The 26,147-nt window shown below is 69.3% G+C and carries 15 protein-coding genes and 2 rRNA genes; 14 read left to right on the top strand and 3 right to left on the bottom strand.

The window, feature by feature from the left end:
* The first annotated feature begins 98 nt into the window (after positions 1 to 98).
* Complete coding sequence (locus CP975_RS13775; protein WP_055528724.1) at positions 99 to 3,764, top strand: glycosyltransferase family 2 protein; 3,666 nt, start codon at positions 99 to 101, stop codon at positions 3,762 to 3,764.
* On the top strand, positions 3,761 to 5,257 hold the full coding sequence (locus CP975_RS13770; RefSeq protein WP_055528723.1) for a DUF5719 family protein: 1,497 nt from the start codon (positions 3,761 to 3,763) through the stop codon (positions 5,255 to 5,257). Before CP975_RS13775 ends, CP975_RS13770 begins: the two co-directional genes overlap by 4 nt.
* 18 nt (positions 5,258 to 5,275) lie before the next feature.
* On the opposite strand, the gene CP975_RS13765 is transcribed toward CP975_RS13770, so the two are convergent.
* A complete protein-coding gene (locus CP975_RS13765) occupies positions 5,276 to 5,728 on the bottom strand; it encodes a metallopeptidase family protein (protein ID WP_055528721.1) in 453 nt (150 codons plus the stop codon).
* A 262-nt stretch (positions 5,729 to 5,990) separates the two neighbouring features.
* On the opposite strand from CP975_RS13765, the gene CP975_RS13760 reads away from it, so the two are divergent.
* The 7 genes from CP975_RS13760 to CP975_RS13730 all read left to right on the top strand — a co-directional run bounded on the left by CP975_RS13760 (position 5,991) and on the right by CP975_RS13730 (position 13,694).
* Positions 5,991 to 6,413 carry a DUF3499 domain-containing protein gene (locus CP975_RS13760; protein ID WP_055528720.1) on the top strand — a complete coding sequence of 141 codons (423 nt, stop codon included), beginning with the start codon at positions 5,991 to 5,993 and terminating at the stop codon, positions 6,411 to 6,413.
* A gap of 138 nt (positions 6,414 to 6,551) precedes the next feature.
* The gene (locus tag CP975_RS13755; RefSeq protein ID WP_055528719.1) at positions 6,552 to 8,168 is read left to right on the top strand and encodes an L-lactate permease; all 1,617 of its coding nucleotides are present in this window, start codon (positions 6,552 to 6,554) and stop codon (positions 8,166 to 8,168) included.
* A 141-nt stretch (positions 8,169 to 8,309) separates the two neighbouring features.
* Positions 8,310 to 9,674: a phosphomannomutase/phosphoglucomutase gene (locus CP975_RS13750; RefSeq protein WP_150476928.1), complete on the top strand. Its 1,365-nt coding sequence runs from the start codon at positions 8,310 to 8,312 to the stop codon at positions 9,672 to 9,674.
* Between the two features lie 187 nt (positions 9,675 to 9,861).
* Entirely contained in the window at positions 9,862 to 10,038 is a 177-nt protein-coding gene (locus CP975_RS13745) for a Trm112 family protein (protein ID WP_150476927.1), read from the top strand.
* Between the two features lie 148 nt (positions 10,039 to 10,186).
* Positions 10,187 to 11,395 (top strand): SIS domain-containing protein, encoded by a 1,209-nt coding sequence (locus tag CP975_RS13740; protein WP_055532033.1) that lies wholly within the window; start codon positions 10,187 to 10,189, stop codon positions 11,393 to 11,395.
* 76 nt (positions 11,396 to 11,471) lie between these two features.
* The gene (gene manA, locus CP975_RS13735) at positions 11,472 to 12,623 is read left to right on the top strand and encodes a mannose-6-phosphate isomerase, class I (protein WP_055532031.1); all 1,152 of its coding nucleotides are present in this window, start codon (positions 11,472 to 11,474) and stop codon (positions 12,621 to 12,623) included.
* A 111-nt stretch (positions 12,624 to 12,734) separates the two neighbouring features.
* Positions 12,735 to 13,694: a cation diffusion facilitator family transporter gene (locus tag CP975_RS13730; protein ID WP_055532029.1), complete on the top strand. Its 960-nt coding sequence runs from the start codon at positions 12,735 to 12,737 to the stop codon at positions 13,692 to 13,694.
* 113 nt (positions 13,695 to 13,807) lie between these two features.
* Here the strand turns inward: CP975_RS13730 and CP975_RS13725 are convergent, their stop codons facing one another.
* On the bottom strand, positions 13,808 to 15,919 hold the full coding sequence (locus CP975_RS13725; protein ID WP_055532027.1) for a fructose-specific PTS transporter subunit EIIC: 2,112 nt from the start codon (positions 15,917 to 15,919) through the stop codon (positions 13,808 to 13,810).
* Positions 15,920 to 16,368: 449 nt separating this feature from the next.
* Here CP975_RS13725 and ahcY point away from each other — a divergent pair, with 449 nt between their 5' ends.
* Positions 16,369 to 17,826, top strand: a complete 1,458-nt coding sequence (gene ahcY, locus CP975_RS13720) for an adenosylhomocysteinase (protein ID WP_055532025.1) — start codon at positions 16,369 to 16,371, stop codon at positions 17,824 to 17,826.
* A 138-nt stretch (positions 17,827 to 17,964) separates the two neighbouring features.
* The gene (locus CP975_RS13715) at positions 17,965 to 18,579 is read left to right on the top strand and encodes a hypothetical protein (RefSeq protein ID WP_055532023.1); all 615 of its coding nucleotides are present in this window, start codon (positions 17,965 to 17,967) and stop codon (positions 18,577 to 18,579) included.
* A gap of 13 nt (positions 18,580 to 18,592) precedes the next feature.
* Here CP975_RS13715 and CP975_RS13710 read toward each other — a convergent pair whose 3' ends face one another.
* Entirely contained in the window at positions 18,593 to 19,483 is an 891-nt protein-coding gene (locus tag CP975_RS13710) for an RDD family protein (protein WP_150476925.1), read from the bottom strand.
* 88 nt (positions 19,484 to 19,571) lie between these two features.
* Here CP975_RS13710 and CP975_RS13705 point away from each other — a divergent pair, with 88 nt between their 5' ends.
* The 3 genes from CP975_RS13705 (at position 19,572) to CP975_RS13690 (ending at position 26,121) form a co-directional block, all read left to right on the top strand.
* Complete coding sequence (locus CP975_RS13705; RefSeq protein WP_150476924.1) at positions 19,572 to 20,579, top strand: stage II sporulation protein M; 1,008 nt, start codon at positions 19,572 to 19,574, stop codon at positions 20,577 to 20,579.
* 571 nt (positions 20,580 to 21,150) lie between these two features.
* Positions 21,151 to 22,676, top strand: a 16S ribosomal RNA gene (locus CP975_RS13695).
* A 319-nt stretch (positions 22,677 to 22,995) separates the two neighbouring features.
* Positions 22,996 to 26,121 (top strand): 23S ribosomal RNA (locus tag CP975_RS13690).
* The 16S and 23S rRNA genes sit together here, the layout of an rRNA operon.
* The last annotated feature ends 26 nt before the right edge of the window (positions 26,122 to 26,147 follow it).

The following is a 26,147-nucleotide window of genomic DNA, read 5'->3' as shown; positions in this document are numbered from 1 at the left end:
GTGCCAGCCGTTAGTGTGGGGCCCCGTCCAGGACGCCCCGGCGCCCCCGCAGGGCGCAGGCGTCCACCACAGTCCATCGAACCGGGGCCCGTACCTCGATGTCCGTGCACAGCCATTCGGCAGCCCATAACGACGCTGCCGCCGGGTTCGACCCGACCCGCCCGCCCGAGTTCCCGCGGCACGTCGTGACCGCCGTCCTCGTCTCCCACGACGGCGCCCGCTGGCTGCCCGACGCCCTGGCGGGGCTGCTCGGCCAGGAGCGGCCCGTACAGCAGGCCGTGGCCGCGGACACCGGCAGCGCGGACGACTCCGCCCGCCTGGTCACCGAGGCCCTCGGCCCCGACCGCGTACTCCACCTCGCCCGCCGCGCCGGCTTCGGCACCGCCGTCGACGAGGCGGTCCGCGGCGCCGGGACGCCGACCCCCGAAGAGCTGCCGTACCTGAAGCGCCCGAGCGGCTGGGACCCGGTGAGCCGGTCCTGGCGCGACGACGCGTACGACATGCCGGACCTGCCGCACGGCGAGCCCGTGCAGTGGCTGTGGCTGCTCCACGACGACTGCGCGCCCGAACCCGACGCCCTCGCCGAACTGCTGCGCGCCGTCGAGAACGAACACGAGCTGGGCAAGGACGTCGCCGTCGTCGGCCCCAAGCTCCGCGGCTGGTACGACCGCAGGCAGCTGCTCGAAGTCGGCGTCTCCATCGCCAACAGCGGCCGCCGCTGGACCGGCCTCGACCGGCGCGAGCAGGACCAGGGGCAGCACGACCACGTACGGCCCGTGCTCTCCGTGTCCACCGCCGGAATGCTCATCCGCCGCGACGTCTACGAACAGCTCGCCGGCTTCGACCGCCGCCTGCCGCTGATGCGCGACGACGTCGACCTGTGCTGGCGCGCGCACGCCGCGGGACACCGCGTCCTCGTCGCCCCCGACGCCGTCGTGCGGCACGCGGAGGCGTCCTCGCGCGAGCGCCGCACCGTCGACTGCGTCGGCCGTACGTCGACCTCGCCCCACCGCGTGGACAAGGCGGGCGCCGCCTACACCCTGCTCGTCAACGCCCGCACGGCCGTGCTGCCCTGGGTGCTCTTCCGACTCGTCCTCGGCACGCTCCTGCGCACCGTCACGTATCTCGTCGGCAAGGCGCCCGGACAGGCCCTCGACGAGATCGCCGGACTCCTGGCCACCCTGCTGCGGCCGGGGCGGATCCTCACCGCTCGCAAACAGCGCGGCAAGTCAGTGCTCGACGCGGGGGAGATGCGGGCCCTGTTCCCGCCGCCCGGCGCCACCGTGCGGGCCACCGTCGAACAGGCCGCGGGCAGCCTCGTCGGCCGCTCCGACCCCGAGGCCCCCGCGGGCGCGGGACGGCACGGCGCCGTCGAGTCCGGACCCGGCGGCGACGACGCCGACTTCCTGGAGATCGAGCAGTTCGCCCGCCTCAAGCGCATCGCCCGCAAACCGGGACCGATGCTCTTCGTAGTGCTCCTGTTCGTCTCCCTCGTCGCCTGCCGCGCCCTGCTCGGCAGCGGGGCGCTCGCGGGCGGCGCGCTGCTGCCCGCCCCCGCCGACTCCTCGGGCCTGTGGGCGCGTTACGTGGACGGCTGGCACCCCGTCGGCACCGGCGGCACCGCGGCCGCGCCCCCCTACCTCGCGCTCGTCGCCGGACTGTCCACCCTGCTGTTCGGCTCCACCGGGCTCGCCGTCACCGTGCTGCTCGTCGGTTCCGTGCCGCTGGCCGGCATCGCCGCGTACTTCGCCTCCCGTCCGCTGGTCACCTCGCGCCTGCTGCGCGCCTGGGCCTCCGTCGCCTACGCCTTCCTGCCCGCCGCCACCGGCGCGCTCGCCGGCGGCCGCATCGGCACCGCCGTCCTCGCGGTCCTGCTGCCGCTCATCGCGCGCGCGGGCGCCGCGGCCGCCGGTCTGACGGCCTCCGGCACCGCCCGCGGCACCTGGCGCGCCACGTGGGCGTACGCACTGCTGCTGACCCTCGCCACGGCCTTCACGCCGGTCGTCTGGCCGATCGCCCTGGTGCTCGGCCTCGCCCTCCTCGTGCTGCGCCGCCGCGACATCACCGCCTACGGACCGCGCTTCCTCGCCGCCGTCGGCACGCCGCTGCTCATGCTCGCCCCGTGGTCGCTGACGCTGCTGCCCTTCGGCTTCTTCAAGGAAGCGGGCCTGGAGTTCGGCGCCGGTTCCGCGAGCGCGCTCGACCTGCTCGGCACCAGCCCCGGCGGCCCCGGCACCGTGGACGGACTGCTGCTCGTCGGCATCGTCCTGGCCGCCCTCGGCGCCCTGCTGCGCACCGAGCGACAGCTGGCCGTGCGCACCGCGTGGACGGCCGCTCTGGTCTCGCTGGTCTTCGCCGTCCTGTCGAACGGCTCGGCGTGGGCGGGCCCCGCCACCCTCGGCTACGGCATCGCGCTCCTCGCCGCCGCCGCGCTCGGCGCCGACGGGGCACGCGCGCGTGTCGCCGAGCAGAGCTTCGGCTGGCGGCAGCCGGTGGCCGCGCTCATCGCCCTCGCCGCGGCGGCCGGGCCGCTGCTCGTCGCCGCCGGATGGATGGTCCGCGGCGCCGACGGCCCTCTGGAGCGGCGCGATCCGGTGCAGGTGCCCGCGTTCGTCGCCGAGGAGAGCGGCACACAGGACCAGGCCCGCACCCTCGTCCTCGACAGCGAGTCGGCGGCCGAGGTCGCCTACACGCTCGTACGAGGCTCGGGCGCCCGGCTCGGCGACGCCGAACTGGCCGCGTCGGCGGGCCCCGACGGCAGGCTCGACAAGATCGTCGCCCGGCTCGTCGCGGGCTCCGGCGCCGACCAGGCCGATCAGCTCGGCGGCTACGCGGTGCGTTACGTCCTCGTACGCGAGGGCGCCCCCCGCCAGATGAGCCGCACGCTGGACGCCACCCCCGGACTGACCCGGCTCAGCCAGGAGGACGGCAGCGCCCTGTGGCGCGTGGACCGGCAGGTCTCCCGCGCCGCCATCGTCCCGAAGGCCGGTGACCCGGAGCCCGTCGCCGCGGGCCCCGTCGAGCTGCACACGAAGATCCCCTCGGGGGACGCGGGCCGTGTGCTGCGGCTCGCGGACTCCGCCGCCCCGGGCTGGACGGCGACCCTCGACGGCCGCCCGCTGACCCGCACCACGCTGGACGGCTGGGCGCAGGGCTTCGAACTGCCCGCGTCGGGCGGCCGCCTGGACGTCACATACGACACCCCGGTGGGCCACACCGCCTGGCTGTGGGCGCAGGGCGCGCTCGCCGTCGTCCTCGTGGTGCTCGCGCTGCCCGGGCGGCGCCGCGACGTCGACGACGACCTCCCCGATGAGCCAGCGATCCCGGCCCAGGCGGTCGAGGGCGAGGGCCGCAGGGCGCGCAGGCTGCGGGCCCAGAGCGAGCAGGCCGCACAGGAGACGGACGTACCGCCTCCTCCTTCGGAGGAGGCCCTGGCGGCCGTCCCGCCGCAGCAGTCGTACGGCGCGTGGGAGGAACCCGCCCACGCGGGCACCGAACAGGGCACCTACGGCAGCGAGCAGCAGTACCAGGGCGACCAGTACCCGCCCGGCTCCTACGAACAGCCGTCCCACCCGGCGGACGCCTACCAGGGCGGCCAGTACGACCCGTACGCCTCCTACGGCGGGGCGGGCGGCGCCTACGGAGGCGGGCAGCAGTACGGCCAGTCCTACGGAGAGGACCCGTACGGCGGGCAGCAGTCCCCGATGCCCCCGCGGCCGCCCCACGGCACCGACAGTGAGCGCCCCGACGGGAGCCAGCAGTGAACCGCACCACCCAGTCCCTGATCGCCGTGGTCGTCGCGCTCGGCGCCGTCACCGGGTACGCCGCGACCAGCGGCCCCGACGACAAGGGCGACGACCGGGCGAAATCCGCCGCGCGGCTGCCCGTCGAACGCACCAGCCTGCTCTGCCCGGTGCCCAGCGCCTCCGACCTCGCGGAGACCTCGTACACCGCGTTCACCCCGAAGGCGGGCGGCGCCGGGGGCACGGGCAAGGCGGAACTGCTTCCCGTGACCAAGCAGTTGACGGACGCTCCGCAGGAGGATGCCAAGGGCAAGGAGGCCAAGCCCTTCCTGACCCAGAACAAGCCCGGTGAGGCGGTCGGCGGCGAGGAGTCCGGCGCCGAGGCGCCCGCGCTCATCGGCACCGCCGACGGCCCGCTCGCCCCGGGCTGGACCGTGCAGCAGACCACGACGTACTCCGCGGGCAGTGGCCGAGGCGCGCAGGGAACCAACTGCACCGCGCCCGACACGGACTTCTGGTTCCCGGCCGCGAGCACCGCCAAGGACCGCAGCGACTACATCCACCTGACCAACCCCGACGACTCCGCGGCCGTCGTCGACGTGGAACTCTTCGGCCCGGACGGCGAGGTCACCTCCCCGGTGGGCGATGCCATCCAGGTCCAGCCGCACTCCAGCGTCCCGGTGCTGCTCTCCACGCTCGCCGACAAGCAGTACACGAACCTCACGATGCACGTGACCGCGCGCAGCGGCCGGGTCGCGGCCGCCGTGCAGTCCTCCGACGAGAAGCTCGGCGGCGACTGGCTGCCCGCCTCCGCCGACCCGGCCGCCGAAGCCGTCCTGCCCGGCATCCCGAAGGACGCCACCTCGGTGCGCCTGGTCGCCTTCGCGCCGGGCTCCGAGGACGCCGACGTGAAGCTCCAGCTCGCCTCGCCGACCGGCACGATCACCCCGGCCGGGCACGAGAACCTGCACATCAAGGCCGGGATGACCGCCGCCGTGGACCTGGGTGACATCACCAAGGGGGAGGCCGGTTCGCTGCTGCTCTCGCCGACCGACAAGGCGGTGCCCGTGGTGGCCGCCCTGCGCGTCACCCGCGGCAAGGGCAGCGACAAGGAGACCGCGTTCATCCCGGCGACGAACGCGGCGGGCACGCGCGCGACGGTCGCCGACAACCGCGCCAAGGGCTCCACGCTCTCCCTGGTGGCCCCCGGCAGGACGGCGAAGGTGAAGGTCACCGCCTCGCCCGGCACCGAGGGCGGCACGCCGGCCGCGAAGACGTACACGGTCAAGGGCGGCACGACCTTGGAGATCGCCAAGCCGCCGGTACCGGCCGGCCTCAAGGGCGCGTACGCCCTCACCGTGGAGCCCGTGTCCGGCGGCGAGGTCTACGGATCGCGGATGCTGTCGCTGCCCGAGGACGGCATCCCCATGTTCACGGTCCAGACGCTGCCGGACGACCGGGGGACGGTGTCGGTGCCGGACGCGGAGCGGGACCTGACGGTGTTGCAGAAGTAGGCGCCGCCGTCGGCTCTGTCAGTCCTCGTCGCCGTAGCGCGGGTCGACCGAGTCCGGGGAGAGGCCGAGCAGGTCGGCGACCTGCTCGACGACCACCTCGTGCACCAGCGCGGCCCGCTCGTCACGCCCCTTGGTGCGGATCTCCACCGGCCGGCGGTAGACGACGATTCGGGCGGGCCGCTCCTCGGACGCCGGGAGGGAGCCGCCGAGCGGCACCGCCTCGTCCTGCCACTCCCCGTCGGGACCACCCAGGGGCGGCACCTCGAGCACCAGGAAGTCGACCTCCGCGAGCTGCGGCCAGCGGCGCTCAAGACGCTCCACGGAGTCCTGCACGAGGTCCGTGAACGCCTCCGCGCGGCTCGCGGAGAGCGGTACCTGGGGCGGCGCCACGGGGCCGCGCATGCCCCGGCCGTGGCGGTCGCGGCGGCGGGGCCTCGGGTCTGCGGAGCGGGGCTGTACGGGGTCGTCCATCACTGATGAAGCGTAGTCCCCGAGATCGCCCTTTCCGTGCGGTGCGCGGCATGTCGCTTCCTGACCGATCCAGCCGGGCTTGGACTCGATTTCGTATCTCTCCCGGACCGCCGAGCTGACGCCAAATGACGTGATTCACGCCATGTGGTGACCGAATTCAACACCACCCGCCCCTCCAGTCACCAGGGTCTGCGCAGGTCAACACCGCACCCCCGCGCCCCACTCGCTCGGGGAGCACGGCACGACACGGGGGAGTGACCTCATGGGGAGTCGTCGCGGCCCGCTCAAGAGTGCGGTACCGTCCAACGTCGTGAGCCCTGTACGTCGCTGTTCGCGCACCGCTTGCGGCCGTCCCGCCGTCGCGACGCTGACGTACGTCTACGCCGACTCGACCGCGGTTCTCGGCCCCCTCGCCACCTACGCCGAACCCCACTGCTACGACCTGTGCGCCGAGCACTCCGAGCGCCTGACCGCGCCCCGCGGCTGGGAGGTCGTCCGGCTCGCCGACGCCTCCGGTCCGGCCCGCCCCTCGGGCGACGACCTCGAAGCGCTCGCCAACGCCGTGCGCGAGGCGGCCCGCCCGCAGGAGCGCGCGGCCGAGGCGGGCGGCGGTGCCCGCAGGGCGGACCCGATGGAGGTCGCACGCCGCGGCCACCTCCGGGTGCTGCGCTCTCCCGACTCCTGAACGGGCCGCGGCCACTGGGCCGCTGAGCTTCCACAGGACTTCTGAGCCCCCTTCACCGGATCTTCGCCGCTCCGCACGTTGACGCCCGATCGTCGAGGCCACGACGATTTCGCCACCCCACAGCCCGGGAGGCGTTCCGTGTACGTGCAGCAACTGGAGCCCGTGGCCGACTCGCTCGGCCTCTCCGCGCTCGCCGCGACCCTGCCCCTTCTGACCGTCCTCGTCCTCCTCGGCGCCGTCCGCATGAAGGCGCACAGGGCGGGGCTCATCGGCCTCGCGGTCGCCGTCCTCGTCGCCTGGCTGGCGTACGGCATGCCACTCGGCCAGACCGCGTCCAGCGCCGCGCAAGGGGCCCTCTTCGGGCTCTTCCCCATCCTGTGGATCGTCGTCAACGCCCTGTGGGTGTACCGCATGACGGTCCGCACCCGGCACTTCGACATCCTGCGCCGCTCCTTCGGGCGGCTCTCCGACGACCCCCGCGTCCAGGCGCTCGTCGTCGCCTTCTGTTTCGGGGCGCTCCTGGAGGCGCTCGCCGGATTCGGGGCGCCCGTCGCGATCTGCTCGGTCATGCTCGTCGCCCTCGGCTTCGACCCGGTGCGCGCCGCGGTCGTCGCCCTCGTCGCCAACACCGCGCCCGTCGCCTTCGGAGCCATGGGCACACCCGTGGTGACGCTCGCTCAGGTCACCGGCCTCCCCCTGGACACCGTCGCCACGGTCGTCGGCCGCCAGACCCCGCTGCTCGCCCTCGTCGTACCGCTGCTCCTGGTGGGCCTCGTGGACGGACGGCGCGGGCTGCGCGAGACCTGGGTGCCCGCGGTCGCATGCGGGTTCGCCTTCGCCGCGGCCCAGTTCGCGGCCTCCAACTACGTCTCCGCGCAGCTCGCCGACATCGGGGCGGCCCTCGCGGGCGCGGGCGCCCTCCTGGCGGTGCCGCACGCGCGCAGACCGGCCGCCGAGCCCGTACGCGCCGCGGTCCTGACCGGCGTACGCAGCGACGACCTCGACCAGGACGACCCGCGCCCCGAGGTGCTGCGCGCCTACGCCCCCTACGCCCTGATCGTCGCCGTCTTCTCCCTCGCGCAGATACCGGCCGTCAAGGACACTCTCGCGAAGGCCACCCGCACCTTCGAATGGCCCTTCCTCGCTGTCGCCGACCCTTCGGGGGACCCGGTCGGCGGCAACGTCTTCTCGCTGCCGCTCGTGTCGACGGGCGGCACGCTCGTGCTGCTCGCCGGCGTGCTCACGGCCATGGTCCTCGGGGTGCACGCGCGCGTGGCGGTGCGGGAATGGGCCGCCACCGTCCACGAGTTGCGCTTCGCGATTCTCACCGTGACGTCCGTACTGGCGCTCGCGTACGTCATGAACCTCTCCGGGCAGGCCGCCACGATCGGGCACTACGTGGCGGGCGCGGGAGCGGGCCTCGCCTTCCTGTCGCCGGTGCTCGGCTGGTTCGGCGTCGCGGTGTCCGGCTCCGACACCTCCGCCAACGCCCTGTTCGGCGCGCTCCAGGTGACGGCCGCTCAGCAGTCCGGACTCTCACCGGAACTGCTCGCCGCCGCCAACAGCTCCGGCGGGGTCCTCGGCAAGATGATCTCCCCGCAGAATCTGACGATCGCGTGCGCCGCCGTCGGGCTCGCGGGCAAGGAGGGCGATCTGCTGCGCAAGGTGCTGCCGTGGAGCCTCGGACTGCTCCTCGTGATGTGCCTGATCGTGGTGGGGCAGAGCACGGTCGTCCTCGGCTGGATGCTGCCGTGACGGGCGACCGGTCACCGTGTGCCGCCGCGGACGGCTTCTTGTCGGTCGTTGCGGGTAGTTTGGGACGACCGACGTGGGGTGACCGACGTGGGGTGACCGACGTACCGACGTAACGCGCAGAGCTTGCAGAGAGGGTTGGCCGTGACTGCTGATCTGTCCCAGATCGTGAAGGCGTACGACGTTCGCGGGGTGGTCCCGGATCAGTGGGACGAGTCGCTGGCCGAGCTGTTCGGAGCGGCTTTCGCCCAGGTCACGGCGGCGGACGCGATCGTGGTGGGGCATGACATGCGCCCCTCGTCGCCGGGCCTGTCGCGGGCCTTCGCGCGCGGGGCGGCGGCGCGCGGCGTGGACGTGACGGAGATCGGGCTCTGCTCGACGGACCAGCTGTACTACGCCTCGGGCGCGCTCGACCTGCCGGGCGCGATGTTCACCGCCTCGCACAACCCCGCCCAGTACAACGGCATCAAGATGTGCCGTGCGGGCGCCGCCCCGGTGGGCCAGGACACCGGCCTCGCGGAGATCCGCGCCCTGGTGGAGGGCTGGCTGGCCGACGGCGCCCCCGAGGACGCGGCGAGCGCGGGCGCGCTGACCCGGCGCGACACCCTCACCGACTACGCCGCGCACCTGCGCGGCCTGGTCGACCTGACTTCCAGCCGCCCCCTGAAGGTCGTGGTGGACGCGGGCAACGGCATGGGCGGGCACACCGTCCCCACCGTCTTCGAGGGCCTGCCCCTGGAGCTGGTGCCGATGTACTTCGAGCTGGACGGCACCTTCCCCAACCACGAGGCGAACCCCCTGGACCCGGCGAACATCGTGGACCTCCAGGAGCGCGTGCGCGCCGAGGGCGCCGACCTGGGCATCGCCTTCGACGGCGACGCGGACCGCTGCTTCGTGGTCGACGAGAACGGCGACCCGGTCTCCCCCTCGGCCATCACCGCCCTGGTCGCCTCCCGCGAACTGGCCAAGCACGGCGGCAGCGGCACGGTCATCCACAACCTGATCACCTCCTGGTCGGTCCCGGAGGTCGTCAAGGAGAACGGCGGCACGCCCGTGCGCACGCGCGTGGGCCACTCCTTCATCAAGGCGGAGATGGCGAGGACCGGCGCGATCTTCGGCGGCGAGCACTCCGCGCACTACTACTTCAAGGACTTCTGGAACGCGGACACGGGCATGCTCGCCGCCCTCCACGTCCTGGCCGCCCTCGGCGAGCAGGACGGGCCGCTGTCCGGACTCGTCGCCCAGTACGACCGTTACGCCGGCTCCGGAGAGATCAACTCCACGGTCGACGACCAGACCGCCCGGCTGGCCGCGATCAAGACGGCGTACGCGGCACAGGACGGGGTCACCCTGGACGAGCTGGACGGCCTGACGGTGACCGCCGCCGACTGGTGGTTCAACGTCCGCGCCTCCAACACCGAACCCCTGCTGCGGCTGAACGTCGAGGCGCGGGACGAGGCCACGATGACCAAGGTCCGCGACGAGGCCCTGGCCATCATCCGCGGCTGACGCCGCCCGCCCGGGGTGCGGGGCGCCGGCCTCCCCGCACCCCCCGCGCCCCACCCCGCGCGGAGGTAGGCTGACCAGGCCGCGGCCCGCGATGTGGCAGCACCGGACACCGCCACCGCGGCACCGCGCGAGCCGCACCCCATTGGCTCGGAAAACCTCACCACATCAGCTCGAAGGGACCCACCCCATGGCGCTCGAAGCCGGCCTCCTGGAGATCCTCGCCTGCCCGGCCTGCCACGCCCCCCTCAAGGAGACGGACACCGAGCTGCTCTGCACGGCGGACGCCAAGAAGTGCGGCCTGGCCTACCCGGTCCGCGACGGCATCCCCGTACTCCTGGTCGACGAGGCCCGCCGCCCCGCGTAACGGTGGAGCACCCCCGCGCAGGGGCACCCCGCGTGGCGCACCCCGAGCAGGGACACCCCGCAGGCACACCCCGCGCAGGGGCACCCGCCCCGGCACGACCCAGCAGCGCGCGCCAAGCCGCGCACGGCGAATCGGAGGCCTCACCCCCATGCTCGACGAGTCGCTGCTCGACGCCCCCGAGGCGCTGGCCCGCGCCGACCGACGCGGCCTGCTGCGCGGCGCGGCCGAAGCGGGCGCCCGCGTCCGCACCGCGGTCCGGCACGCCACGGAGGCCGGGCTGACGGACCTCAAGCCCGACGGCCGCCCCCGCGCCATCCTGATCGCGGGCCCCGGCACCGCCGCGGTCTGCGTGGCGGACCTCCTCGACGGGCTCGCGGGAGCCGGCTGCCCCGTCGTCCGGCTGGCGCCGACCGGCGTCGCCCCCGCCGCGGGCGCCCTGCGCTGGGCGCTCCCCGGCTGGGTCGGCCCCGTCGACCTGCTGCTCATCGCCACCCCGGACGGCTCGGAACCGGGCCTGACGCTCCTCGCCGAACAGGCGTACCGCCGCGGCTGCACGGTCGTCGCCGTCGCCCCCGCGCGCACCCCCCTGGCCGAGAGCGTGGAGGGCAGCCACGGCCTCACCGTCCCCCTGGCCACCTCGCCCTACGGCGCGTACGAAGGCGTGCACGACGAAGCCGACCGCGACTCCGGCTCGTACGAGGCGCGCCGTGTGGAGGACGAGGCCGCGCCCGGCGCCCCCGGCACCCTGTGGGCCCTCCTCGTCCCGCTCCTCGTGCTCCTGGACCGCACCGGCCTGATCGCCGCCCCGGTCGACGCCCTCCAGAAGGTCGCCGACCGCCTCGACCGCGTGGCGGAACGCTGCGGACCGGCCATCGCCACCTACAGCAACCCCGCCAAGACGCTCGCCGCCGAGCTGGCCGACGCGTTCCCGCTGATCTGGACCGAGGGCCGTGCCGCGGGCGCCGCGGGCCGCCGCTTCGCCGCCACCCTCGCCGAGCTGGCCGGGCACGCCGCTCTCGCCTCCGAGCTTCCCGAGGCCCTGCCCGCCCACGGCGCGCTCCTCGCGGGCAACCCCGCGGGCGGCGTGGACACCGACGGCACCGACGACTTCTTCCGCGACCGCGTCGACGACCCGGCCGCCCTCCGCGCGCGCGTCGTGCTGCTCCGCGACCGCCCGGTCGACGCCGGAGGGCTCACCGCTGCGCCCGCCGCCCGCGAACTGGCGCACGGCCACGACGTCGCGCTGAGCGAGCTGGAACCGGAGGCGGACGACGAACTGGAAGCGCTCGCGGAGCTGATCGCCGTCACGGATTTCGCCGCCGTTTACCTGGCGCTCGCCTCGGGGGACCGATCATGACCCCGCAGGTCACAGCCCCGCCGGCCGAACCGGCGGCAGTTCAGCATTCGCGTACGCAGTAAGGGAGAGCCCCTCCGTGGACCGCCTCACCAACACCGTCCGCCCCTACGCCTGGGGCTCCACCACCGCCATCGCGGAACTCCTGGGCGTCGAGCCGAGCGGCGATCCGCAGGCCGAGATGTGGATGGGCGCCCACCCGGGCGCGCCCTCGCGCACCGACCGCGGCGCGCTGAACGAGGTCATCGAGGCGGACCCGGAGCGCGAGCTGGGCCCGGCGGCGGTCGACAGGTTCGGCCCGCGCCTGCCCTTCCTCCTCAAGATCCTCGCCGCGGGCGCGCCGCTCTCCCTCCAGGTGCACCCCGACCTCGCGCAGGCCAAGGAGGGGTACGCGGACGAGGAGCGCCGCGGCGTCCCCGTCGACGCCCCGAACCGCAACTACAAGGACGCCAACCACAAGCCCGAACTGATCTGCGCCCTCACGCCGTTCGACGGCCTGTGCGGTTTCCGCGCCCCCGGTGAGACCGCCGACCTCCTGGACGCCCTCGGCGTCGACTCCCTCAAGCCGTACGTCGACCTGCTGCGCGCCCACCCCGAGGACGCCGCCCTGCGCGAGGTCCTGACGGCCGTACTGAGCGCCGACCCCGAACAGATGGCCGAGACGGTCACCGAGTTCACAGCCGCCGCCCAGCGCCTCGGCGGCGTCTACGCCCCGTACGCGGGCATCGCCCACCACTACCCCGGCGACCCGGGCGTCATCGCGGCGATGCTCCTCAACCACGTACGGCTCCAGCCCGGCGAGGCCCTGTTCCTCGGCGCGGGCGTCCCGCACGCCTACCTCGACGGCCTCGGCGTCGAGATCATGGCCAACTCCGACAACGTCCTGCGCTGCGGCCTGACCCCCAAACACGTCGACGTACCCGAACTCCTGCGCGTGGTCCGCTTCGAGGCGACCGACCCCGGCGTCCTGCGCCCCGAGGCGGCGCCCACGGGTGAAGAGGTCTACGAAACCCCGATCGACGAGTTCCGCCTCTCCCGCTTCGTACTGCCCGAGGGCGCGGCCCCGCACGACCTCACCGCCACCACCCCGCAGATCCTGCTCTGCACCGCGGGCTCGGTCCGCGCGGGCGAACTGCCCCTGACGCCCGGCCAGTCCGCATTCGTCCCCGCGGGAGAAGGAGTCGAAGTGTCCGGAGTGGGCACGGTTTTCCGGGCCACTGTGGTGGCCTGACACGGCGGCACCCTCCCGTGCTGCAACAATGACCCACCGCAAAGGGCGGGCAAAGCACAGCCCGCCGGCGATGGCCGAGCACATTCGAAGGCGAAGGGACCCCGGGCACTTATGAGCGCGTCAGGCGGAACAAAGGCGATTGTCGCGGCACTCGCCGCGAACCTCGCGATCGCGGTGGCGAAGTTCGTCGCGTTCATCTTCAGCGGCTCCTCATCGATGCTCGCCGAGAGCGTCCACTCGCTGGCCGACTCCGGCAACCAGGGGCTGCTGCTCGTCGGAGGCAAGAAGGCCCAGCGCGAGGCGACCCCGCAGCACCCCTTCGGCTACGGCCGCGAGCGCTACATCTACGCCTTCCTCGTCTCGATCGTCCTCTTCTCGGTCGGCGGCATGTTCGCGATCTACGAGGGCTACGAGAAGATCAAGGACCCGCACGAGATCGAGCACTGGTACTGGCCCGTCGGGGTCCTGGTGTTCGCGATCATCGCGGAGAGCTTCTCCTTCCGCACCGCCATCAAGGAGTCCAACCTCCTGCGCGGCAACCTCTCCTGGACGCAGTTCGTCCGCCGCGCGAAGGCCCCCGAGCTGCCGGTCGTCCTCCTGGAGGACCTCGGCGCGCTGGTCGGCCTGGTCCTCGCCCTCGGCGGCGTCAGCATCGCCCTGGCCACCGGTGACGGCGTCTGGGACGGCATCGGCACGCTCTGCATCGGCGTACTGCTCATCGCGATCGCGATCATCCTCGCCGCGGAGACCAAGTCCCTCCTGCTGGGCGAGGCCGCGGGCACCGAAGAGGTCACGAAGATCGAGAAGGCCCTGGTCGACGGCGACACCGTCACCAAGGTCATCCACATGCGCACGCTCCACCTCGGCCCCGAGGAACTCCTCGTCGCCGCCAAGGTCGCCGTCCAGCACGACGACACGGCCACCGAGATCGCCGCCGCGATCAACGCCGCCGAGGACCGCATCCGCGCCGCCGTCCCGATCGCCCGCGTGATCTACCTCGAACCGGACATCTTCAGTGAGGCGGCGGCAGCCGAGGGCACCAACCCGGGCAAGTCGCCCGGCGGCCACTGACCTTGCTCCCGTAGCCGCGTACGTACGTCGATGGGGCCCCGCACCTTGCTGGTGCGGGGCCCCATCGACGCTGGTGCGGGGCCCGTCGACGTACGACGGAAGCGGATCGCCGGCTACCGCACCTCGCGCAACACGTCGAGGACCGCGGCGTCATCCGGCGCCGCCATCAGCCGCTCCCGGAAGTCCGTGTCCATCAGCTTCCGCGAGAGCAGCGCGAGAATCCGCAGGTGCTCGTCCCCGGCGGCCGCCTCCGGTACGGAGATCATGAAGATCAACTTGGCCTTCGTCCCGTCGAGCGAACCCCACTCGACGCCCTCGGCGGACCGGGCGAACCCCACGACCGGCGCGTCCACGGCATCGGTCTTCGCGTGCGGGATGGCGATCTCCTCGCCGAGCCCGGTGGTGCCCTGCTCCTCGCGCCTCAGCGCGGTCCGCACCAGCTCCTCCAGGTCGTTGACCCTGCCCGTGGTAGCGAGGAGCGCGGCCATCTCCCGGATCGCCGTGTCCTTGTCGCGGGCGTCCAGTTGGACCTTCACGGTCCGCTCGGTGAGATAACCGGAGAGGACTTCGGGGGCGTCGGCCGAAGCCGAAGCCGAAGCCGAAGCCGAAGCGGAAGCGGAATCCGAAGCCGGAGCCGCAGGCCGAGCCGACGGCCCCTTCCGCAGCGCCCCGCCCGCGACCGTCGCGCCACCCGAGGCCACCCCTGCCCCCGCGAGCGCCGGCTCGGGCCTGCCGACCCGGTCGCCGACGGGCAAGGCCCCCCGCCCCTTGCGCTCGCTGAGGTCGACCAGCGTGACCGTGGCGAGCGCGGTGACGACCGTGCCGATGGCGACGGCCACGAAGAACATCGGCACGCCGCCGACGGCGCCCAGCACCGCCACGATCGGCCCGCCGTGCGGCACCGCGTCCTTGACGCTCGCCATACCGGCGACGGCACCGGCGACCGCGCCGCCGAGCATATTGGCGGGGATGACCTGCGCGGGCCGCGCGGCAGCGAACGGAATCGCTCCCTCCGAGATCCCGAACAACCCCATGAACAGCGCGGCCATGCCTGTCTCGCGCTCCTGCTCCGAGTAGAGCCTGCGCCGGATCAGCGTGGCGAGCCCCTGCCCGAGCGGCATCACGGGGATGGCCGCGGCGCACATGCCCATCACGGTCTGGTTGCCGGTCGCGATGAGCCCCGTACCGAAGAGGAACGCGGTCTTGTTGACCGGACCGCCCATGTCGAACGCGATCATGAGCCCGAGAATCGCGCCGAGCAGGATCGCGCTGGTCCCGGTCATACCGCTGAGCCAGTCCGTCAGATGCTCGAAGACCCACGAGATCGGCTTGCCGATGACGTAGATGAAGAACAGTCCGAGCGCCGTCGTCGCGAGGATCGGGATCACGATGATCGGCATGATCGGCCGGACGAACTTCGGGACCTCGACCTTCTTGATCCACACCACCAGATAACCGGCCAGGAACCCGGTCACGATGGCCCCGATGAAGCCCGCCCCCGCCTTGGAGTCGTACAGCTCACCGGTGTTGGCGATCCACCCGCCGATCATGCCCGGCACCAGCGCGGGCCGGTCCCCGATGGCGTACGCGATGTACCCCGACAGGACCGGCACCATCAGCGTGAAGCCGATGACCCCGATGGCGTTGACATGCGCCCAGAAGGTCCCTTCCGGGATGACATAGCCCTTCGACGTGGCATCACCGCCGAGCGCCAGCGAGATCGCGATCAGCAGCCCGCCGACCACCACGAACGGAATCATGTACGAGACGCCGTTCATCAGCGCCTTGTACGCGACGCTCCGCTCCCGGCCGCCCCCACCGCCCACGGCAGGGGCCTCGACGGAGCCACCACCCCCGCCACCGCCGTGCACCGGCGCGCTCCGCACCCGCTCGATCAGCTGCTCCGGACGACTGATGCCCTCGGACACCCCGACGGACAGCACGCGCTTGCCCGCGAAACGGCTGCGGTCCACGTCCTTGTCCGCCGCGATGATGATGCCGTCGGCGTCTTTGACATCGTTGTCAGTGAGGACGTTCTCGGCCCCGATGGAACCTTGCGTCTCCACCTTCATGTCGACCCCGAGACGTTCCGCCGCCTGCGAGAGCTTCTCCGCCGCCATGTACGTGTGGGCGATGCCGGTCGGGCACGCGGTCACCGCGAGCAGCTTCACCCTCTTCCGCCCGCTGCTGTCGCCGCCCGTGGTCGGGCCGGCCGGACTGGTCACCTGGATCTCCTCACGCCTTTGCCAACCGAGATCGCGCAAATGTTCCCGATCCCAAGGCATCCTGCAACACGTCGGCACAGGATCAAAAGAGCAGTCGGCACAGGATCAAAAGAGCGAAGGTCCCCTGTCGTCCGGGTCTGCTGCCCTGTCCGCCGGACTCCATCGCATCCCCGTCACCTCCCCCATCGCCTCCCCATCGCCTCCCCGTGGCCTGCCGGTGGCCGGAGGCGGGCTGGGGTTCGCTGGGCCGACCGGTGTAGCTTGGATGACTGAGCCAGACGTCGCTGCTGATGGCGGTCGGGCGGCCCGCGCGCGGACAGAGGCGTGGACCGGCCGAGGGAGAGAGGGCCTCCGACGGACTGCGCTGCGCGCGTGGGTGCACCCTTGTACCCGACGCCGCAGGTCAGCCATGCCCACCCTCGACCAACCCCACGAGGAGCAGCTCACTCATGACGACTGCCACCAACGGCCAGGACTTCAAGGTCGCCGACCTCTCCCTCGCCGCCTTCGGCCGCAAGGAGATCACCCTCGCCGAGCACGAGATGCCCGGCCTGATGGCGATCCGCAAGGAGTACGCCGCGGCCCAGCCGCTCGCCGGCGCCCGCGTCACCGGCTCCCTGCACATGACCGTGCAGACCGCCGTGCTCATCGAGACCCTGGTCGCCCTCGGCGCCGAGGTCCGCTGGGCCTCCTGCAACATCTTCTCCACCCAGGACCACGCCGCCGCGGCCATCGCCGTCGGCCCGAACGGCACCCCGGACAACCCCCAGGGCGTCCCGGTCTTCGCCTGGAAGGGCGAGACCCTGGAGGAGTACTGGTGGTGCACGGAGCAGGCGCTGACCTGGCCGAACACCCCCACCGGCGGCCCGAACATGATCCTGGACGACGGCGGCGACGCCACGCTTTTGGTGCACAAGGGCGTCGAGTACGAGAAGGACGGCAAGGTCCCGGCCGTCGACACCGCCGAGAACGACGAGCACCGCGTCATCCTCGAGCTCCTCAACCGCACCATCACCGAGGGCTCGCAGAAGTGGACCCAGCTGGCCTCGGAGATCCGCGGCGTGACCGAGGAGACCACGACCGGCGTCCACCGCCTGTACGAGATGCACCGTGACGGCACGCTGCTCTTCCCGGCGATCAACGTGAACGACGCCGTGACCAAGTCGAAGTTCGACAACAAGTACGGCTGCCGCCACTCGCTGATCGACGGCATCAACCGCGCCACGGACGTCCTCATCGGCGGCAAGACCGCCGTCGTCTGCGGCTACGGCGACGTGGGCAAGGGCTGCGCGGAGTCCCTGCGCGGCCAGGGCGCCCGCGTCATCGTCACCGAGATCGACCCGATCTGCGCGCTCCAGGCGGCCATGGACGGCTACCAGGTCACGACGCTCGACGAGGTCATCGACAAGGCCGACATCTTCGTCACGACCACGGGCAACAAGGACATCATCATGGCCTCGGACATGGCCAAGATGAAGCACCAGGCGATCGTGGGCAACATCGGCCACTTCGACAACGAGATCGACATGGCCGGTCTGGCCGCCATCCCCGGCATCGTCAAGGACGAGGTCAAGCCGCAGGTCCACACCTGGACGTTCCCCGACGGCAAGGTCCTGATCGTGCTGTCCGAGGGCCGCCTGCTCAACCTGGGCAACGCCACCGGCCACCCGTCCTTCGTGATGTCCAACTCGTTCGCGGACCAGACCCTGGCCCAGATCGAGCTGTTCACCAAGCAGGACGAGTACCCGACCGACGTCTACGTGCTCCCCAAGCACCTGGACGAGAAGGTCGCCCGTCTCCACCTCGACGCGCTCGGCGTGAAGCTCACGACGCTCCGCCCCGAGCAGGCCGCGTACATCGGTGTCGAGGTAGAGGGCCCGTTCAAGCCCGACCACTACCGCTACTGACAGCCGGCCGGCCACCGGTCAGCCCCACCTCAGCAGGCCCTCGCCCCCGCGGCGGGGGCCTGCCCCTTTGGGAGCGGTGGGGCCGGTCCGGACCGACCCCACCGCTCACCGCAGGTACTGACCCGAGGACCCAAGCCCATGCCCCGCGGCCGATATTCGCTCCATGATCCGCACGATCGCACCCCCCTCGGCGAAGAACACTTCCACTGCGCACCCGGCCCCTCCGGCTGGCGCTACGTCTCCCAACGCGCCTCCCCCTCCGGCACCCCCGCAGGCTCCGTCGACCTCGCGGTCGACGACCACGGCCGCCCCATCCGCCTCGAACTGCACGCGGGGGACTGGCAGGTCCGCGCCGCCGCCCTCAACGGCGTGACCTGGGTCCGCACCGACCCCACCGGAGCCCATGCCACCGAAGACAACGCGCCCGCCCACGCCTTCACCGGCGCATCCCCCGCCTTCCTCATCGCGACGGCCCGGCTGCTGCGCCTGACCCCCGCTGCCCCCGCGACCCGAATCCGCCTGGTCGCCTTCACGGACCCGGTCCTCGCCCCCCGCACTCTCGACCAGTCCTGGGCCCTGCTGAAAAGAGAAGCACACGCCACTGACAACGGCCCGCTGACCGTGGACGAATACCAGGTCACAGCCCTGGACACCGGCGAACAGCACGCGGTCCACATCACCGGCGACGTCGTCCTCGCGGCCCCCGGCATGGAGCTGGAGCACCTCGAAACCCCACCGTCGGCCTTCGCCTGACGCCCGCGCCCGCTCAGGCAGGCGGCACGAACCCCGTGCCAGGAGGCGCGGCCTCATCACCTCCGCGCCCGCCCGACGGCGGCACGGGCCGCGGCACGGCACCGGCACTGGCAGCGGGATCGCTGGACCCCGACCCAGGCACGGCAGAGCCCGCCTCCCCGCCGAATGCCTTCCGCGCATCCCGCGCCTGCCGCTCATGCACGACAGCGGCCAGATACGCGGCCGGCGGAACACCCTGCGGCGCAGGAGCCCCCGTCCGCTCCGCCAGATCACCGGCAAGCCGCTCCGCCATCGCCCAGCCCACCTGCGGATCCAACTGCCCCATCCGCGTCAGGTACTGGCGAATCGCCAGCCACAGCCCCTCAGGGACACCGGACAGATCCAGCCCGGCGAACCGCCCCATCAACCAGGGCGGCGGCGGAGGCACGAACGCCGTCCGCCCCGTGGGCACCCGCTCGCGTACGACCAACGTGCCCGCGAACACATCCCCGAGCCGCCGCCCACGCGCCGACACCAGCGACGCGACGCACGCCACCACCCCGAACGTCATCAGAATCTCGACGACCCCGACGGCCCCCCGCACCAGCGCGTGCCGGAAGCGAATAGGCCCCCCGTCGTCCCGCACCACCCGCAGCCCGCACGCCAGTTTCCCCAACGACCGCCCATGACTGAGCGTCTCCACCGCGATCGGACCACCGACCAGGATGAGTACGAAGCCGGCGACCGCGACCGCGGCGGCCGCGGCGTCGTCCAACGACGAGGTCGAAGCGACGATCCCGACCGTCACCGCGATATAGACCGCCCACGCCACGGCCATGTCGATCAGCAGGGCCAGCGCCCGGCTCGGCAGCTTCGCGGGACGCAACTCCAGCGCCACCGCCTCACCCGTCACTAGCTCACTCACGCCCGCCGCCCTTCCCTGCCCTGCCGTAGGACTCGCCAGTCTGCCAAGCTGAGCAGCCACGCGCCGCAGTACGAGGAGCAGCTCCCCGATGGACCTCGACGTCTTCGTGTCCGCCCACCGAGCCGAGTGGGACCGACTGGAAGCCCTGCTGCGCCGCCAACGCCGCCTCACCGGCGCCGAGGCCGACGAACTCGTCACCCTCTACCAACGCACCGCCACCCACCTCTCCCTGATCCAGTCCAGCGCACCGGACCCCCAGCTCACCGGACGCCTGACGCACCTCGTGGCACGCGCGCGTAGCGCCGTGACAGGCACACGCCGCGCCTCCTGGAGAGACGTGACGCGTTTCCTCGCCCACGGCTTCCCGGCAGCGGTCTACCGCTCCCGCCGCTGGTGGGTCCCCACGGCACTGCTCTCGACGGCCCTCGCGGCAGTCATCGGCTGGTGGATCGCCACCCACCCCGAAGTGCAGTCCTCGATCGCAGCCCCCAGCGAACTGCGCGAGCTCACCCGGCCGGGCGGTCAGTACGAGTCGTACTACTCCAGCCACCCCGCGGCGTCCTTCGCGGCCCAGGTGTGGACGAACAACGCCCAAGCCGCCGCGATGTGCCTCGTCCTGGGAGCCTTCCTCTGCTTCCCGGTCATCTGGATCCTCTTCCAGAACATGCTCAACCTCGGGGTGGGCATCGGCCTGATGTCCTCGGCGGGCCGTCTCGACACCTTCCTCGGCCTGGTCCTCCCGCACGGCCTTCTGGAACTGACGGCAGTCTTCGTAGCCGCCGGCACAGGCCTGCGCCTCGGCTGGACCGTCATCGACCCGGGCCCACGCACCCGCCGCACGGCCCTGGCGGAGGAGGGCCGCGCGGCCCTCGGCATGGCGATAGGCCTGGCCCTGGTCCTGTTCGTGTCGGGCGCCATCGAAGGCTTCGTGACCCCGTCGGGCCTGCCGACCTGGGCCCGCATCGCCATCGGAATCGCCGCCGAGCTGGCGTTCCTCGCGTACGTCTACGTCCTGGGCGGCAGGGCGGCCCGTGCGGGTGAAACGGGCGACCTGGACCTGACCGACCGCAGCGCCTCCGCCCCCACCGCAGCGTGATGTGCGTAGGGCCCTCCAGAGCTGCTAGTCTCCTCTTCGCCCCGGAAAAACCGTTGACACGGAAGGACTGGGGAGGTAGATTCGAACAGTTGCCTAGAACTGGACAAGTCCAGCGGCGGCGGTTAAAGTCTGCTTGCTTCTCGAATCACATCAAATAGAGAAGCCGCCCCCCGATTAATCGAAACTGAAGCCGGTAAGTCCGGCCGAAAGCTTCTGATAAAGTCGGATCAGCCGAAAGGCAAAGGCCCTCCAACGGCCACCGGAAATGAAATCCGAACCGGAAACGGAACGGAAAACGGATCTGGTAAGGTTGGAAACACGAAATACCGAAGGGAAGCGCCCGGAGGGAAGCCCCAGAGAATGTTCTGCGGGTGAGTACAAAGGAAGCGTCCGTTCCTTGAGAACTCAACAGCGTGCCAAAAGTCAACGCCAGATATGTTGATAACCCCGTCTCCAGCATCAGCTGGGACGCGGTTCCTTTGAAGAAACACAGCGAGGACGCTGTGAACGGACGGGATTATTCCTCCCGACCGTTCCGCTCTCGTGGTGTCATCCCGATTACGGGAGAACATTCACGGAGAGTTTGATCCTGGCTCAGGACGAACGCTGGCGGCGTGCTTAACACATGCAAGTCGAACGATGAAGCCCTTCGGGGTGGATTAGTGGCGAACGGGTGAGTAACACGTGGGCAATCTGCCCTTCACTCTGGGACAAGCCCTGGAAACGGGGTCTAATACCGGATAACACCTCCACTCTCCTGGGTGGAGGTTAAAAGCTCCGGCGGTGAAGGATGAGCCCGCGGCCTATCAGCTTGTTGGTGAGGTAATGGCTCACCAAGGCGACGACGGGTAGCCGGCCTGAGAGGGCGACCGGCCACACTGGGACTGAGACACGGCCCAGACTCCTACGGGAGGCAGCAGTGGGGAATATTGCACAATGGGCGAAAGCCTGATGCAGCGACGCCGCGTGAGGGATGACGGCCTTCGGGTTGTAAACCTCTTTCAGCAGGGAAGAAGCGAAAGTGACGGTACCTGCAGAAGAAGCGCCGGCTAACTACGTGCCAGCAGCCGCGGTAATACGTAGGGCGCAAGCGTTGTCCGGAATTATTGGGCGTAAAGAGCTCGTAGGCGGCTTGTCACGTCGGGTGTGAAAGCCCGGGGCTTAACCCCGGGTCTGCATTCGATACGGGCTAGCTAGAGTGTGGTAGGGGAGATCGGAATTCCTGGTGTAGCGGTGAAATGCGCAGATATCAGGAGGAACACCGGTGGCGAAGGCGGATCTCTGGGCCATTACTGACGCTGAGGAGCGAAAGCGTGGGGAGCGAACAGGATTAGATACCCTGGTAGTCCACGCCGTAAACGGTGGGAACTAGGTGTTGGCGACATTCCACGTCGTCGGTGCCGCAGCTAACGCATTAAGTTCCCCGCCTGGGGAGTACGGCCGCAAGGCTAAAACTCAAAGGAATTGACGGGGGCCCGCACAAGCAGCGGAGCATGTGGCTTAATTCGACGCAACGCGAAGAACCTTACCAAGGCTTGACATACACCGGAAAGCATCAGAGATGGTGCCCCCCTTGTGGTCGGTGTACAGGTGGTGCATGGCTGTCGTCAGCTCGTGTCGTGAGATGTTGGGTTAAGTCCCGCAACGAGCGCAACCCTTGTTCTGTGTTGCCAGCATGCCCTTCGGGGTGATGGGGACTCACAGAAGACCGCCGGGGTCAACTCGGAGGAAGGTGGGGACGACGTCAAGTCATCATGCCCCTTATGTCTTGGGCTGCACACGTGCTACAATGGCAGGTACAATGAGCTGCGATACCGTGAGGTGGAGCGAATCTCAAAAAGCCTGTCTCAGTTCGGATTGGGGTCTGCAACTCGACCCCATGAAGTCGGAGTTGCTAGTAATCGCAGATCAGCATTGCTGCGGTGAATACGTTCCCGGGCCTTGTACACACCGCCCGTCACGTCACGAAAGTCGGTAACACCCGAAGCCGGTGGCCCAACCCCTTGTGGGAGGGAGCTGTCGAAGGTGGGACTGGCGATTGGGACGAAGTCGTAACAAGGTAGCCGTACCGGAAGGTGCGGCTGGATCACCTCCTTTCTAAGGAGCACTTCTAAGCCAAGCTTGCTTGGTTCAGAGGCCACTACGTCGGCAAACGATCGACGGTGGTTGCTCATGGGTGGAACGTTGACTACTCGGCCTGGTTCACGGGTCGGAGGCTGCAAGTACTGCTCTTCGGGGCGTGGAAAGCATGATCTTCGGACGGGACTCGGTCGGGCACGCTGTTGGGTATCTGAAGGTACGGGCTGTCAAGCCTGTCCTTCGGGATGCCGACCCCAGTACACTCACTGGTTTTGCTGGTGGGGTGATGGGTGGTTGGTCGTTGTTTGAGAACTGCACAGTGGACGCGAGCATCTGTGGCCAAGTTTTTAAGGGCGCACGGTGGATGCCTTGGCACCAGGAACCGATGAAGGACGTGGGAGGCCACGATAGTCCCCGGGGAGTCGTCAACCAGGCTTTGATCCGGGGGTTTCCGAATGGGGAAACCCGGCAGTCGTCATGGGCTGTCACCCGCTGCTGAACACATAGGCAGTGTGGAGGGAACGCGGGGAAGTGAAACATCTCAGTACCCGCAGGAAGAGAAAACAACCGTGATTCCGGGAGTAGTGGCGAGCGAAACCGGATGAGGCCAAACCGTATACGTGTGAGACCCGGCAGGGGTTGCGTATGCGGGGTTGTGGGATCTCTCTTTCACAGTCTGCCGGCTGTGAGACGAGTCAGAAACCGTTGATGTAGGCGAAGGACATGCGAAAGGTCCGGCGTAGAGGGTAAGACCCCCGTAGTCGAAACATCAGCGGCTCGTTTGAGAGACACCCAAGTAGCACGGGGCCCGAGAAATCCCGTGTGAATCTGGCGGGACCACCCGTTAAGCCTAAATATTCCCTGGTGACCGATAGCGGATAGTACCGTGAGGGAATGGTGAAAAGTACCGCGGGAGCGGAGTGAAATAGTACCTGAAACCGTGTGCCTACAAGCCGTGGGAGCGTCGGACATCAAGCTTGCTTGGTGTCTCGTGACTGCGTGCCTTTTGAAGAATGAGCCTGCGAGTTTGCGGTGTGTTGCGAGGTTAACCCGTGTGGGGAAGCCGTAGCGAAAGCGAGTCCGAATAGGGCGGTTTAGTAGCGCGCTCAAGACCCGAAGCGGAGTGATCTAGCCATGGGCAGGTTGAAGCGGCTGTAAGAGGTCGTGGAGGACCGAACCCACCAGGGTTGAAAACCTGGGGGATGACCTGTGGTTAGGGGTGAAAGGCCAATCAAACTCCGTGATAGCTGGTTCTCCCCGAAATGCATTTAGGTGCAGCGTCGTGTGTTTCTTGCCGGAGGTAGAGCACTGGATAGGCGATGGGCCCTACCGGGTTACTGACCTTAGCCAAACTCCGAATGCCGGTAAGTGAGAGCACGGCAGTGAGACTGTGGGGGATAAGCTCCATGGTCGAGAGGGAAACAGCCCAGAGCATCGACTAAGGCCCCTAAGCGTACGCTAAGTGGGAAAGGATGTGGAGTCGCAGAGACAACCAGGAGGTTGGCTTAGAAGCAGCCACCCTTGAAAGAGTGCGTAATAGCTCACTGGTCTAGTGATTCCGCGCCGACAATGTAGCGGGGCTCAAGCGTACCGCCGAAGTCGTGTCATTCCAGCATATAGGGCCAACGCCTGCTGGGATGGGTAGGGGAGCGTCGTGTGCCGGGTGAAGCTGCGCCGGAAGGCAGTGGTGGACGGTTCACGAGTGAGAATGCAGGCATGAGTAGCGATACATACGTGAGAAACGTGTGCGCCGATTGACTAAGGGTTCCTGGGTCAAGCTGATCTGCCCAGGGTAAGTCGGGACCTAAGGCGAGGCCGACAGGCGTAGTCGATGGATAACCGGTTGATATTCCGGTACCCGCTGTGAAGCGTCAAACATCGAGCCCATTAATGCTAAGGCCGTGAAGCCGTCCTGATCTCTTCGGAGTTGAGGGAAGTGGTGGAGCCGCTGACCCAAGGTGGTAGTAGGTGAGTGATGGGGTGACGCAGGAAGGTAGTCCAGCCCGGGCGGTGGTTGTCCCGGGGTAAGGGTGTAGGCCGTGTGATAGGTAAATCCGTCGCACATTAAGGCTGAGACCTGATGCCGAGCCGATTGTGGTGAAGTGGATGATCCTATGCTGTCGAGAAAAGCCTCTAGCGAGTTTCATGGCGGCCCGTACCCTAAACCGACTCAGGTGGTCAGGTAGAGAATACCGAGGCGTTCGGGTGAACTATGGTTAAGGAACTCGGCAAAATGCCCCCGTAACTTCGGGAGAAGGGGGGCCATCACTGGTGATCGGATTTACTCCGTGAGCTGGGGGTGGCCGCAGAGACCAGCGAGAAGCGACTGTTTACTAAAAACACAGGTCCGTGCGAAGCCGTAAGGCGATGTATACGGACTGACGCCTGCCCGGTGCTGGAACGTTAAGGGGACCGGTTAGTGCACTTTCGGGTGTGCGAAGCTGAGAACTTAAGCGCCAGTAAACGGCGGTGGTAACTATAACCATCCTAAGGTAGCGAAATTCCTTGTCGGGTAAGTTCCGACCTGCACGAATGGCGTAACGACTTCTCGACTGTCTCAACCATAGGCCCGGTGAAATTGCACTACGAGTAAAGATGCTCGTTTCGCGCAGAAGGACGGAAAGACCCCGGGACCTTTACTACAGTTTGATATTGGTGTTCGGTTCGGCTTGTGTAGGATAGGTGGGAGACTTTGAAGCGGGCACGCCAGTGTTCGTGGAGTCGCCGTTGAAATACCACTCTGGTCGTGCTGGATGTCTAACCTCGGTCCGTGATCCGGATCAGGGACAGTGTCTGATGGGTAGTTTAACTGGGGCGGTTGCCTCCCAAAGAGTAACGGAGGCGCCCAAAGGTTCCCTCAGCCTGGTTGGTAATCAGGTGTTGAGTGTAAGTGCACAAGGGAGCTTGACTGTGAGACCGACGGGTCGAGCAGGGACGAAAGTCGGGACTAGTGATCCGGCGGTGGCTTGTGGAAGCGCCGTCGCTCAACGGATAAAAGGTACCCCGGGGATAACAGGCTGATCTTCCCCAAGAGTCCATATCGACGGGATGGTTTGGCACCTCGATGTCGGCTCGTCGCATCCTGGGGCTGGAGTCGGTCCCAAGGGTTGGGCTGTTCGCCCATTAAAGCGGTACGCGAGCTGGGTTTAGAACGTCGTGAGACAGTTCGGTCCCTATCCTCTGTGCGCGTAGGAATATTGAGAAGGGCTGTCCCTAGTACGAGAGGACCGGGACGGACGAACCTCTGGTGTGCCAGTTGTCCTGCCAAGGGCATGGCTGGTTGGCTACGTTCGGAAAGGATAACCGCTGAAAGCATCTAAGCGGGAAGCCTGCTTCGAGATGAGTATTCCCACCCCCTTTGAGGGGTTAAGGCTCCCAGTAGACGACTGGGTTGATAGGCCAGATCTGGAAGCCCGGTAACGGGTGGAGGTGACTGGTACTAATAGGCCGAGGGCTTGTCCTCAGTTGCTCGCGTCCACTGTGTTGGTT

Source organism: Streptomyces alboniger (assembly GCF_008704395.1).
Classification (GTDB): Bacteria; Actinomycetota; Actinomycetes; order Streptomycetales; family Streptomycetaceae; genus Streptomyces; species Streptomyces alboniger.
The sequence above is the reverse complement of the archived record's forward strand: the minus strand, read 5'-3'. Positions and strand labels throughout refer to the sequence as shown.